15 protein-coding genes are annotated in these 13,622 nt (G+C 34.0%); all 15 read right to left on the reverse strand.

The features are described 5' to 3' along the window. Positions 1-11: 11 nt before the first annotated feature. The 15 genes from HMPREF0389_RS01690 to yihA all read right to left on the reverse strand — a co-directional run bounded on the left by HMPREF0389_RS01690 (position 12) and on the right by yihA (position 13,580). A complete protein-coding gene (locus HMPREF0389_RS01690; RefSeq protein ID WP_014262013.1) occupies positions 12-965 on the reverse strand; it encodes an ABC transporter permease subunit in 954 nt (317 codons plus the stop codon). Positions 966-980: 15 nt separating this feature from the next. Continuing rightward, positions 981-2,456, reverse strand: a complete 1,476-nt coding sequence (locus tag HMPREF0389_RS01695) for a sugar ABC transporter ATP-binding protein (protein WP_330360502.1) — start codon at positions 2,454-2,456, stop codon at positions 981-983. 15 nt (positions 2,457-2,471) lie between these two features. Then, positions 2,472-2,867, reverse strand: coding sequence for a D-ribose pyranase (rbsD, locus tag HMPREF0389_RS01700; RefSeq protein ID WP_014262015.1), 396 nt, complete (start codon positions 2,865-2,867; stop codon positions 2,472-2,474). A 55-nt stretch (positions 2,868-2,922) separates the two neighbouring features. Continuing rightward, on the reverse strand, positions 2,923-3,822 hold the full coding sequence (gene rbsK, locus HMPREF0389_RS01705) for a ribokinase (protein ID WP_014262016.1): 900 nt from the start codon (positions 3,820-3,822) through the stop codon (positions 2,923-2,925). A 51-nt stretch (positions 3,823-3,873) separates the two neighbouring features. Beyond that, on the reverse strand, positions 3,874-4,869 hold the full coding sequence (locus tag HMPREF0389_RS01710) for a LacI family DNA-binding transcriptional regulator (RefSeq protein ID WP_014262017.1): 996 nt from the start codon (positions 4,867-4,869) through the stop codon (positions 3,874-3,876). Between the two features lie 84 nt (positions 4,870-4,953). Beyond that, positions 4,954-6,270 (reverse strand): bifunctional folylpolyglutamate synthase/dihydrofolate synthase, encoded by a 1,317-nt coding sequence (locus tag HMPREF0389_RS01715; RefSeq protein ID WP_014262018.1) that lies wholly within the window; start codon positions 6,268-6,270, stop codon positions 4,954-4,956. Between the two features lie 85 nt (positions 6,271-6,355). Further along, positions 6,356-6,709: a phage holin family protein gene (locus HMPREF0389_RS01720; RefSeq protein ID WP_014262019.1), complete on the reverse strand. Its 354-nt coding sequence runs from the start codon at positions 6,707-6,709 to the stop codon at positions 6,356-6,358. A 46-nt stretch (positions 6,710-6,755) separates the two neighbouring features. Next, positions 6,756-7,943 (reverse strand): tRNA uracil 4-sulfurtransferase ThiI, encoded by a 1,188-nt coding sequence (gene thiI / locus HMPREF0389_RS01725; RefSeq protein ID WP_014262020.1) that lies wholly within the window; start codon positions 7,941-7,943, stop codon positions 6,756-6,758. Continuing rightward, the gene (locus HMPREF0389_RS01730) at positions 7,936-9,093 is read right to left on the reverse strand and encodes a cysteine desulfurase family protein (RefSeq protein WP_014262021.1); all 1,158 of its coding nucleotides are present in this window, start codon (positions 9,091-9,093) and stop codon (positions 7,936-7,938) included. The genes thiI and HMPREF0389_RS01730 overlap by 8 nt, the downstream gene beginning before the upstream one ends. Before the next feature lie 79 nt (positions 9,094-9,172). Then, a complete protein-coding gene (locus tag HMPREF0389_RS01735) occupies positions 9,173-9,688 on the reverse strand; it encodes a Gx transporter family protein (protein WP_014262022.1) in 516 nt (171 codons plus the stop codon). 32 nt (positions 9,689-9,720) lie between these two features. Beyond that, entirely contained in the window at positions 9,721-10,104 is a 384-nt protein-coding gene (locus HMPREF0389_RS01740) for a NusG domain II-containing protein (protein ID WP_014262023.1), read from the reverse strand. 83 nt (positions 10,105-10,187) lie between these two features. Further along, positions 10,188-11,804: a Na/Pi cotransporter family protein gene (locus tag HMPREF0389_RS01745; RefSeq protein WP_014262024.1), complete on the reverse strand. Its 1,617-nt coding sequence runs from the start codon at positions 11,802-11,804 to the stop codon at positions 10,188-10,190. Between the two features lie 33 nt (positions 11,805-11,837). Continuing rightward, the gene (locus HMPREF0389_RS01750) at positions 11,838-12,143 is read right to left on the reverse strand and encodes a hypothetical protein (protein WP_014262025.1); all 306 of its coding nucleotides are present in this window, start codon (positions 12,141-12,143) and stop codon (positions 11,838-11,840) included. 21 nt (positions 12,144-12,164) lie between these two features. Next, on the reverse strand, positions 12,165-12,908 hold the full coding sequence (locus HMPREF0389_RS08685; RefSeq protein WP_169308502.1) for a DUF881 domain-containing protein: 744 nt from the start codon (positions 12,906-12,908) through the stop codon (positions 12,165-12,167). Between the two features lie 60 nt (positions 12,909-12,968). Then, positions 12,969-13,580 carry a ribosome biogenesis GTP-binding protein YihA/YsxC gene (yihA, locus tag HMPREF0389_RS01760; protein WP_014262027.1) on the reverse strand — a complete coding sequence of 204 codons (612 nt, stop codon included), beginning with the start codon at positions 13,578-13,580 and terminating at the stop codon, positions 12,969-12,971. Positions 13,581-13,622: the final 42 nt, after the last annotated feature.

Raw genomic sequence — 13,622 nt, forward strand, 5'->3', positions numbered from 1 at the left:
AAATATCCTCCTTATTTTTCTTTTCTATCTAATAACACTGCTATCAGTATCACTATAGCCTTACAAATCATCTGATAATAAGATGATACATCCATTAGGTTCAGTGCATTGTTCAATACACCAATAATCAAAGCGCCCAATATTGTACCAAGTACGGAACCTTGCCCCCCGGCAAGAGAAGTTCCGCCAAGGACAACAGCTGCTATCGCATCCAACTCGTAACCGTTACCTGCAGTTGGTTGTGCAGAAACAAGCCGAGATGCCAAAATCAAACCTGCCAATGCAGCAAGAACACCATTGAACACATACGCCATCGCTTTGATTTTTTTTACATTCAAACCGGATAATTTAGCAGCTTCTTCGTTCCCTCCAATTGCATAAATGTATCTTCCAATTGCCATATTTCTTAAAATATGCCAACATAATAAAAATACTACAATCATAATGATAATCGGGATAGGAATTCCTAATACTTTTCCGGATCCGATTTTTTGAAAAATACATAAACTGCTTAAATTTATCGCATCTTTGGAAAAAGAAATTGCCAATGGTTTTCCGCCGGTAAACACAAGTGTTGCTCCACGGAGCAATGTCATTGTTGCTAAAGTAGCGATAAATGGTTGAATATTTCCTCTTGTAATTACAACGGAGTTAAATAAACCGGCAAGTGCTCCGATAACAAGACAGACAAGAACGCTGACTGCAATTCCGTTTCCCGTTTGTAACATCCATACTCCCACAGCACTGCTAAAAGCCAGTATAGAGCCTACTGACAAATCAATCCCACCGGTTAAAATAACAAAAGTCATCCCTGCAGCTATAATTGCGTTAATAGAAGTTTGTCTTAAGACATTTAACAAGTTTGCAGATGTCATAAAATTAGGACGAATTATGGTAATCACTACAGAAAATAAAATTAAACCTAACACCGGTTTCATTTTTTTAATCGATATTTTTTTTAACATTAGATCTACTCCTTATTATGAAAGTATATACTGCATGATTTTTTCCTGTGAAAATTCAGTTCTTACTAATTCTCCCTTTTTCAGTCCTTCATGCATAACAATAATTCTATCGCTAATCCCCAGCAACTCCGGCATCTCTGAAGAAATCACAATAATTCCCTTTTGTTCTTTCTTCATTTGATTAATCAATTCATAGATTTCGTACTTCGCTCCTACATCTATCCCTCTGGTAGGTTCATCTAAAATTAATACATCAGGTTCTGTCATAAGACACTTTGCAATAGATACTTTTTGTTGATTCCCACCGGATAGATTCTTTATCTTTTGTTCCAAACTCGGTGTTTTTATGTTCATCTTTTTCTTAAAATGCTCTGAGTACTCTACTTCCTTTTTCTTATTGACACCAAAAACTGTCCTAAATGTTTTCATAGACGAAAGACTCATATTCTCCTTCACACTCATTGACAATACTAAACCGTCTTTTTTTCTATCTTCCGACACATATGCAATACCATATTCCAATCCTGAAAAAACTTTGTTACAATCGATTGATTTTCCTTGTATTCGAATATTTCCTCTTTTAGCAGAATAAGTTCCGTAAATTGTTTTTGCCAGTTCTGTTCTTCCTGAACCTACTAATCCGGCAATTCCTAATACTTCACCTTTTTTTAATTGAAACGATAAATTTTCAAAAAATTCATTGCTCAACTCTTCTACTTCCAAAATAATTTCTTTCGATTCTACCTTGATATATGGAAACTGTTCTGTTAAGCTTCTTCCTACCATCATCTGAATCACTTCGTTCTCTGTTAAATTAGAAATTTCTCGTTCTCCAATCAATTGTCCATCTCTTAGTATAGTTGTTTTTTCACATATTTCAAAAATTTCACCTATTCTATGGGAAATATAGATAATCGCTTTATTTTGTTTCTTCAAAGAACGGATTACTTTGAATAAAGTTTCTACCTCTTTATCTGTTAATGCATCTGTCGGCTCATCCATCACAATAATTTCAGCATTTTCCGAAATAGCTTTTGCAATTTCAACCATCTGTTGTCCGGCAATTGATAAATCAGAAACAATACTTTCGGGAGAAATATTCACTCCTAATTCCTGTAAATATTTTCCCGCTTCTCGAATCATCTTTTCCTTATCTACAATATTAAATTTTTTAACAGGTTCTCTACCGATAAAAATATTTTCTGCTACAGTCAAATTCGGAATTAAGTTTAATTCTTGATGAATTACAGCAATCTTATATCGTTGTGAATCTTTTACTGTCCTAATATCTACTTCTTTTCCATCAATGAAAACACTTCCTGTATCTCTTGTATAAATTCCTGCCAAAATTTTAATCAGAGTTGACTTTCCGGCTCCATTCTCTCCCATCAAAGCCATTGCTTCTCCGGCATAAGCATTCAAAGAAACATTGTCCAACGCTTTTACGCCGGGAAATTCTTTTGAAATGTTCTTTAGACTTAATATACTCATACTCATCTCTCTTCCTTAAAATTGAACACCTGACTGTAATATAATATTTGCATAAGGACTCGCTTCTCCGGTTCTGACAATACATACTACATGTTCAGACATTTTCTTCAATTCTTCATGTGAAACAACTTCACTTGGTATTGAACCCATTGTCTTTTTAATATATTGCTCCATAGCAGCGTTTTGAAAATGTAATTCTTCTGCTACAATATATTTTTCTACACATAGTTCGGACAATACCGTCTCTAAAATATCTGCAAAAGACGGCACGCCTCTTTTGACAGCCAAATCAATTCTTTTTACACCGCTTGGAATCGGTAATCCGCAATCACCAATCAATATGGTTTGAGTATGCCCCATTTTAGAGATTTCATAAGATAAGTCACTATTTAATAATTCCGATTTTTTCACAATCAATCCCTCTTTTCAAAATTATTATGTTTCATTCACAACAACATCTTAAACACTATAACATTTCCTCAATCTCATATAAATATGGAATGGATGTCTGTGCACCTTTTCGAGTAACAGAGACAGAAGAGGCAATAGTAGCAAAAGAAATAGCTTGTTCCACATTTAAACCTCTTTCATATTCTGCACAAAAAGCTCCAACAAATGTATCTCCTGCAGCAGTCGTATCTACTGCCGCCACCTTCCTTGCCGGATATTTTCTGTTTTCTTTCTGTGTTGCATGAAGACATCCTTCGTCTCCAAGAGTAATAATAATATTTTTTACTCCTTTGTCTAAATAGTACTGAATATAAGGTTCATATCCCTCTAAGTCAGATGATATCCCCGAAGAAATTTTTTTAATTTCATGTTCATTCGGTATTAAAAAATCAATCTTACTCAAAACATGATCCGATACTTCCATTGCAGGTGCAGGATTCAATACAATTGTTTTTCTTTTTCCTGCATAACAATCAATAATATACTCTACTGTAGTTAGCGGAATTTCATGTTGTAATATAATAATGTTTGATTTCTCCAACACATCTTTCATACTGACAATATACTCTTTTGACACAGTGTTATTAGCTCCCATTGCAACGATGATACTATTTCCACCTTGTTCATCAACACTGATAATCGCAACTCCTGTCGGTTCAGAACAACGTTGTATCCATTTGGTGTTTACGTTGCTTTCATTCAAAGATGTTAACACTTCGTCTGCAAAACCATCATTCCCTACTTTACCAAGCATATAAGTCTCTGCACCTAATCTTCCGCAAGCAACCGCTTGATTCGCTCCTTTGCCTCCCGGAATCGTATGGAACTGTTTGCCTATTACAGTTTCACCCACACTTGGAATTCTCTGACAGTCTATAACCAAATCCATATTCAAACTTCCCACTACACAAATCATCGTATCCCTCTTTTCATCACAATAAAATAAATCTTCCTATTTACATCATCGTTATGTTGTCTCTCTTTCAATCAATTCTGTATCTAATAACAAAGTATTCTCTTCTATCTTTCCGTTTTCAATATACTCTATCAACATTTCAGAAGCTAATTTCCCAATATCATAGATAGGTTGTCTAATCGTGGTCAATGCCGGAGAAAGATACCGCGATACATAAATATCATCAAATCCAATCAATTTGATTTTATCAGGTACAGAAAACTCATATTCTTCTAAAGCCTTCATCACACCTAAAGCAATCAAATCACTTCCTGCAAAAATCCCGTCAACCTCCAATCTATTTTCCAACATTTTCTTGGTTGCTTCATATCCAAACTCACTGGTAAACTTTCCAAATAAGCATACTCCGTCTGAAGAAGGAATGTTATTTTCTTTCAAAGCTTTCTGATATCCGACATAACGCTCTTTTGTTGAACCGGAATGTTTCCCTCCGGATAAAAAAGCTATTTTTTTGCAACCCTTCTCAATTAAATGCTTAGTCGCAATATATCCCCCATATGTATTATCTATCCCTACTTTGCCTATAAAATATCGTTTCTCATCATTTCCGTCCACCAACACCACAGGCGAATGAAATGGTAACAGCTCAGATTCTCCAAAGCGAAAAGAAGATGAAACTAAAATAATTCCATCAACCATTTTTTTCTGCATAATTTGTAAACATGTCTTTTGTTTTTCGATATCATCATCTGTATCTAAAATGATTAAATGATATCCTCGACTGTTGGAAAAATCTTCTACAGCACGAATCAACTGAGAGAAGAAAGGATTCCCTATATCCGGAACAATAATTCCCAATGTATCGCTTCTCTTTGTAACCAAAGTTCTGGCAATTGGATTGGGAGTGTAATTTTGTTCCTTCATAATCTTTTTTACACGTCTCCGTGTAGCATCACTAATATTAGAATCTTTTCCGTTAATAATTTTAGAAACAGTTGCAATAGAAACATTAGATAACTTCGCAATATCTCGAATTGTTTTTCTCATTGTGTTTCACCTTTCAAGGTAACCGTTTTACTAAACCGTTTTCTTCAGATTATCATATTTAGAATAATTTTTAAAGATATATTGTTATTTTTCATGGGAATCCTTCATATACAAAGCAATCACTTCAGCAACCAAATACAAAGATCCTGCTACAACAACAGCCATGTTTTTATCCAACGCTATTTTTCTTGCAATATCAACACCTTGTTCCAAACTCTCTTCAAAATAACTGTTCTTATTTTGATCAAAATAAAATTCTTTTAACTCTTTTTGTGTCATTGCCCTCTGCATATCTAATGATACAAAAATGGTATTCTCTGATAAATCAGATAGTTCTTTTATCTGTTTTTTTACCACTTTATCTTTCATCATTCCTGTAACAAATATAACTCCGGAAATAATTTTTTTCTTTAAAAATAATTTTACTGTTTCTTTTAACTGAAATAGTCCCATCTCATTATGAGCACCATCTACTATTACAATTGGATTCTCATCAATAACTTGCATTCTACCGGGAATAAAAGATTTTTTTATTCCTGATGAGATTCTGTTTTTTGGATTTGAGATATATCCTTCTCTATATAAGAGTTCAATTACAGAAACAGATATCGCTATGTTCTCTGACTGATACAATCCTATCATAGAGCTTTCTAAATGATAATATTTTGTACAAAACGGCGTTTTTACATCTACACACATTCCGTGTAACCCAATTCCTACAATAGAAGCCTCCTCCACAAAATATACCTTTGCATCAGATTCTACTGCCTTTTTTAAAATTGTTTTTATCACAATATCATCTTTCTGTTTCCCTACAACAAGCGGTACATTTTCTTTGATAATCCCACTTTTTTCGGTAGCTATTTTTTCCAATGTATCTCCTAAAAATTGTTGATGATCCAAACTTATAGACGTGATAATACTTAAGATGGGATTACAAACATTCGTAGCATCTAACCTTCCACCCAAACCCACTTCCAAAATAACGAAATCAGGATTTTCAAAAGAATAATGCAATAATGCAATAATGGTTAACACTTCAAATTCAGATAAACATTCTCCGCAATGATCCATCATTTCTTTTTCAACCGGAATCAATTTCTCTACATATCTACACACCTGATTATCATCAATAGGTATACTGTTCAATAAAATTCTTTCGTTTAATTTCAACAGATGCGGAGATGTATATACTCCGACATTATAACCCATTTCCATCAACACACCGGCTATATATGTGCTAACAGAGCCCTTTCCATTTGTTCCGGCAACATGTATGATTTGTAATTTTAAATGGGGATTAGAAAAATGATTCAAAATATACTCTACTCTGTGCAATCCTAATTTCCTACTGAACTTCGGTCTGTTCCATATATATTGCTCAGCCTCTTCAAAGCGCATAATATCCCTTCTTCCCTTATAAAAATAAAGATTCTACCCCTTATATAAGATAGTAGAATCTCTATAAAATCTGCATTTTATTTTTTTAATAATCTCTTCTTCCCGATCTTGTGATAAATAAATTCAGAATAGAAAACAATATCGACGCCAAAATTGCTGACCATAACCCGTCAATTGTAAATTTTGGTGTCAAAAATGCAGCTATGGACAAAACCACACCATTTACTACAAGAGAAAAAATACCTAAGGTTGCTATCGTTATCGGCAGTGATAATATTTGTAATACCGGCTTAATTAGAGTGTTCAATATTGCCAAAATAATTCCACCGAAAAGTGCCGATCCTATCCCATCAATCGAAACACTATCCATTAAAGTTGAGATTACATACAATATAATTGCATAGATAATCGCTCTTGAAAAAAAACCGTTTTCTCTCATAAAAATCACCCTCTCTAGAAATTTTTTCATCAATCAAACAAAAACATTACCATTGTAACATTCCTACTTCTCGTACCTCGACTAAAGAAATTGCCTCATTTAGCATATCTTCCACATCCAAAACCTCTTCCGCTTTTTCTACTTTTGATAACTTAGGTTTTGTAACAGGATGTTTTGGCAAAAATACCGTACAACAATCTTCCTCTGGAATAATTGATATATCGAAAGTACCGATTTTTTTCGCCACTTCAATAATATCCTCTTTATCGAAGGAAATCAATGGTCGGAATACAGGAATTGTTTTCACTACAGCATTTGTAGATTGCAAGCCTTCAACCGTTTGAGAGGCCACTTGTCCTATACTCTCCCCTGTAACCAATCCGCCACAATTTCTATCCAAAGCTATTTTTTCTGCAATCCTCATCATAAAGCGTCGAGATAGTATGGTCATCAATTCTTCCGGACATTTTTCTGCAATTTTTGTTTGAATCGGCAATAGGTTCACCATATGAATACGAATACCTTCTGTGTATAACGATAACTGTTTTGCCAATTGTTCGATTTTCTCTTTTGAACGCTCACTTGTAAAAGGAAAACTGTGAAAATGCACTGCTTCTATCTGAAGTCCTCTTTTTGCAATCAAATAACTTGCTACCGGAGAGTCAATTCCTCCTGAAAGCAAAACCATAGCTTTCCCTCCAACACCAACCGGCATTCCCCCAACTCCGTCAAATTTTTCTGCATACACAACATTTCCGCTTTTCCTAAGCTCTACATGAATATGCAATTCAGGATGAGACATATCTACTTCCAAAGGTTTTTTACCGGAAGAAAGCAAAAAACCGGCAATATCTCTCGCCATATCCGGTGATTTCATAGGTAATGTTTTATCCTGCCTTTTCACTGAAACCCGAAAAGTCTTACAGTTATTGTTTTCCACAAAATAATCGTATAATTCCAATGCTGTTTTTTTAGCCGGTTCGTATCCGGGTTCTGTTTTTATTACAGGACTATAAGAAACTACTCCAAATACGTTTTTTATTCTATTTAAAATCTCTGATTGAATGTTTTCTTCAAAATCAATATACGTTCTTCCATCAGCTTTATATACATGATATCCCTCTATCCCATATAAAGCTCTTTTTAAATTCTTAATCAATTTTTTCTCAAATATCGGTCTGTTTGCACCTTTAATTGCCACTTCACCATTTCTAATAACAATTGAATTATACATGTCTACCCTTTCCGAAATTCATAACTGTTCGAATCATATTAACATTTTTCTCCAATGCTTTCACTACAATATCCACCTCTTCTATCGTATTATATTCACTCAAAGAGAATCTAATCGCTCCATCCTTTTCCTGTTTTGTAAATTCTAAAGCACCCAAAACATAAGATCCGGCTTTCTTGGAAGAGCAAGCAGAACCGGTAGAAACACAGATTCCTTCCGATTCTAAACTATGCAAGAGAACTTCACCTCTCACACCCAAAAACGATACATTCAATATATGACAAACACTATCTTGCGGAGACAGAATTTTAATATACGGTATTTTTTTTACCAAATTGTCTTTCAAATACTCTTTTACTGTTTGAATATATTTAATTTTGTCATCCATATGAGGATAAAATTCTTCTACAGCCGTTCCAAGTCCAAAAATTCCGGGAACATTCTCTGTTCCTGAACGAAAATTCATTTCTTGACCACCTCCAACAATATGTGGAGAAAGTTTCACACCATTCCTATGATACAAGATACCAATCCCCTTAGGACCATGTATCTTATGTCCGGAAGCACTTAAAAAATCAATTACATTCTCATTAACAAATAATTTTAATTTCAAATAAGCCTGCACTGCATCTATATGAACAATAATATTGGGATTTGTTTTCTTCACCTGTGTCGCTATTTTAACTACATCTGTTTTACTTCCCAACTCATTATTGACTGCCATCAAACTAACGAGGCATGTGTTTTCTGTAATGAACTTCAACACCTCATCTGCAGTCACACAACCATTTTTCAAAGGCTTAATATAAGTGACATCAAAGCCTAATTCTTCCATTTTCTTCATTGCTTGCAAAGTAGCAGGATGTTCTATCATCGAGGTTATAATATGCTTTTTTTTGCTTTTTTTTACGGAAAAAATAGCAGTATTGATGCTTTCCGTACCACCTGATGTAAACAAAATCTCTTTCGAACTACATTTTAGTGTATTTGCTATATATTCACGATATCTCTCTATTTTCTTTTGAACCAAAACCCCGTCACGATAAATGGAAGATGGGTTGTAATAATCTTCTTCCATTGCTCTTACCATACTTTCACATACCTTAGGATATGGTTTTGTAGTAGCACTATTATCTAAATAAATCTCCATTCTCTATTTCACCCTCATTCCATAACTGTTACTCTACTACCTATTGAAAACAATAGCTTTTAAGTTCCAATATACAATTTTAAGCACCCATACTCTCTCTGTAATTACTTCTATCGGTCAAAAAACAAACAACAAATCCTATAAAAGTTCCTGTTCCTAAAGAAACGTATGCCATAATCGGAAAATATACTGCGATGGACATATTTTGGATTACAAGTCCTGCCACAATTAATTGCCCAATATTAAAAGATAGCGCTCCTACCACGCTGACTCCCAAAATCCCTACTTGAAACCGCTCCAATTTTCTGGTCAAAGCCATAGCAATAAAGCTAAAAATCCCACCAAACAGACTATACAACAAAGCAGACAAGCTTCCACCAAAAAAAGAACCAAGCAAAATTCTTAACACAAGAACCAAAAATGCATCTTTTTTACTTGTTCGGTACAATAAATACAATGTTATAATATTGGCCAGTCCCAGCTTTGCTCCCGGAGCAATAAAATGTAATCCCGGCAAAATGTTCTCAATAAGATGAAGGACCAATGAATAGGATATCATCAGCCCTAAAAAAACAATCCTTTTTGTTCCTTGCACAACTACCTCTTTCTCATGTTCCCTATCTTTGTCTATTCTACAACTGCATCCAAATCAGAACTCTGTCCAGATGAAGATATAATTCTGATATACATTTTGTGAGGTAAAGCTACAATCATTTGTCCGCCTCTATTAATAAAACCCATTTTCATACAAATCTTATGAGGAGTATTCGATTCTATCACTTCAACACCGCCATCATGTATCCAATAAACTTCATGACCACCTTTTCCATCAAAAAAATCAAATTTTTTATCAAAATTACAATCAACTTTATAACTTGCCACTATCTTGCCATCATGAAATACTTCTATTATCTTCATTGATGTCTCTTTCTCAACGTTTGTAAAGTACATCCCGATACAAGCAAGTATAAAAATGATACAAATTATTATGATATCTCCTTTTTTTATCATGATAACACCGCTTTACTCAATCCTATATACCAACAATGATTCCTTCACCAAAACACAAAATAAATTCATTCATAAATCAGTCATTATTTTTCATCCAAAATAGAATTTGCTATATTCAGAGCATGGTCAGAAACCCTTTCCATATTACTACACAAATCTAAGAACATAATTCCGGATTCCGGATAACAAACATTTTTATTGAGACGAGCAATATGCGATGTTCGGCAATTTTTTTCAATAATATCCACTTGAGTTTCCACTTGAGAAGTTTCTTCCACAAGCTTCAAATCTCCTGTTTCTCTTGCCTTCAAGGCAACATCTAAGGAACGGATGACATGTTCTCTGATTACTGCAATATCATTTAATGCCTCTTCCGAAAAATCCAACTCCCTCTCTATAACCAAAACCGCTAATTCTGCAATATTTTCCGCATGGTCCCCAACACGTTCAATATCATTTACAACATTAAACAAGCTATCTACTATTACTCTGTCGTGTTCTGATATGGTTTGATTGGATAACTTAATTAAATATGCAACTAACTCCCGCTCTTTTCTATTAATCAACTTTTCCAAATCAAATGCTTTTTTTATGGATGCTTCATTTTTATTGACAAAACCATCTAACGCACTTTCAACAGACTCTTTTGCCATATATCCCATATTCAGACATTCCGATATAGTATTATCTAATGCTATACTTGGTGTTTCCAACATACGATCATCCAGTCTTGTCATATACGCTACTTGTTGTTTCTCAGCCTCTGTTTCAGGAACAATTTTTTGTGCAAACATCACAATAAAACCGGCAAAAGGAAACTGAACAATCACATTGATAATATTAAAAAATGAGTGCGCATTCGCAATTTGTCTGGAAACAGAATTCGGATTCATTGAAACTACAATCTTCATAATAGGATAGCTCAATACAAAGCAGAATAGAATTGTACCGATAATATTAAAAACCAAGTGCATAATAGCTGCTCTCTGTGCATTCTTACTTGCTCCTATACTGGAAATCAAGGCTGTCGTACATGTTCCGATATTGTCTCCATACAAAATAGGTAACGCTGATGAAAGAGGTAACAGTCCTTGTGAGGCAAGCGCTAACAATATCCCAATAGAAGCAGATGAACTTTGTAATACTAAAGTTAACACAAATCCCATTAAAATACCTAAAAATGTATTATGTCCAAAAAAAATTAATAAATTTCGAAAACTTTCGCAATCTCTTAAAGGTGCCATAGCACTCTTCATAAAATTCATTCCGACAAAAAGAATTCCAAAACCTATCAAAATTTCTGCAATATTCTTTGCTTTATTCGTTTTTTTTATGGTCATCCACAAAACACCAATTCCTATCGATATCGGCGCCAGTGCCTCTAGATTAAAAGAAACAAGCTGTGCTGTAACCGTTGTTCCGACATTTGCACCCATAATGATACCAATTGCCTGATTTAAGTTCATCAACCCCGCATTTACAAATCCTACCACCATAACAGTGGTCGCAGATGAGCTTTGTATAATCCCTGTGACAAACAATCCTACTAAAACTGAAATGAATCTATTTTTTGTAAGCAAACCAATGATATGTTTCATTTTTTCACCGGCAGTCTTTTGTAATCCCTCTCCCATAAGACTCATTCCATATAAAAACATTCCCAGTCCTGCAAAAAGCATAGGAACAATCTCTAATACCATTTTAGCCCCCTAAATCATACAAAATCATTAAATTCACGATATGCAACATAACACATCTTTAACATCGAAGTCAAATTCTAAAAAATCCATCACCTCTTGTGCAAGGATACTTTTTAGCAAAAAAAAGTCACGCTTTAAATTCAAATCATCTTTTTGAATTTCCATACGTAATCTATTACGCACTCCCTTATCAGAATATCCGATATCCGTTTTATGAATCCACACCATTATTGTTGTATGTGGATGATTCAGTTCTATTCTATCATTATTTTTAAAAATATGAAATAAAAAAGCATTTTCATAGGGAACAAAATCTTCCAACACAATATAATTTGACATTATTTTATCTCCTTTGACAACCTATCTCGAAGTAATTTGAGGTATTGGTTTCGAGATTCGTGTTTCTACTATCTCAATAGAAGGTACTTTCTTCACACTAACGTGAAACTGATACACTTTTTTCATAAACATTACTGTGACACTTTTTTTATCCAAAAAACGATATAATTTCTCACTATCTCCAATAATTTTCACTTCATACTCAGGTCCAATCTCAGTATTATTGATATCCAAATGAGTCCCTGCCAATGTGATTCCCGATAAATTTGTAATCTGTTGACCATTGATAGAAATTGTCTCTGCACCGTTTAATCTCAATTCATTAATTAACAAGAGCAAAATTTTTTTATTCTCCATTTTTAGAGCAATATTTTCATCTTTTCCGGAATCAATGATAAGTATGACTCCTTCACCTGAAATTCTACTCTCTCCTGAAATCATCTTCAAATAAGTCACTCTTTTTTTGAGTTCTAAATAAGACTGACTTTCTCCGACTCTATCACGCTCTAATTTTCTTTTCTGATGTTCCGCATGAAACACTTCTCGTTTCAAATGCTTGATTTCATACTTTTCCTGATTGATTTGATTTGTAATTTTTCGAACCGGATAAGAAAGTTCTCTACTCGTATTAGCAGCACTATTAATTTGCATTCCAACTAAAACGCCCACCAAAGTCGCCATCACAAAAATATATGTTTTACCATATTTTATATGTGTTAAAATATTATGGAATTGAAATAAATTTCTACCTAATTTGTTTTGCAACTTCATTCACATCCAACTTTCATTAACCTCATTTGGCTAAAACAACCCAATACATAAAAACTACTCTTCGTCTATTTGCACTCCATTCTCTGCAAATATGTCAATAATTTTGCTCCAAATTTCTTCCTTCCCCGTTTTTTTCAATGAAGAAATCATAAATACATCTTCACCGCTTAACAAATTTAATTTCTTTCGGATAACCGAAATGTTTTTCTGTAATTGACTACGATTGATTTTATCAGACTTAGTAGCAATCACAGTTATCGGAATGTTCCAATGATGAGCAAATTGATACATTTGAACATCACTGTCTTTTGGTTCATGACGAATATCTACAAGCAAAAACAAATGAATCAAATTAGGAGATTCAATAAAATATCTCTCCATCATTTTTCCCCAACCCTCTTGTTCCTCCTTAGAAAGTTTAGCATATCCATATCCAGGCAGATCAACAAAATAAAACTGTTCATTCACACTATAAAAATTAATCGTTCTTGTCTTTCCCGGACTTTGGCTTACCCTGGCAATACTTTTTCTATTCAACAAAGTATTAATTGCAGAAGATTTTCCTACATTTGATCTTCCTACAAAAGCAACCTGTAAAAAATCATCCTTGGGATAATGCTTTGGACTTGTTGCACTTAAATTCATCTCCACACTTTTTATTTTCATAGTCTACTCCCTTATATCGCAATGGAAACAACTGCAAAATAC

The organism is Filifactor alocis ATCC 35896 (genome assembly GCF_000163895.2).
Lineage (GTDB): Bacteria > Bacillota > Clostridia > Peptostreptococcales > Filifactoraceae > Filifactor > Filifactor alocis.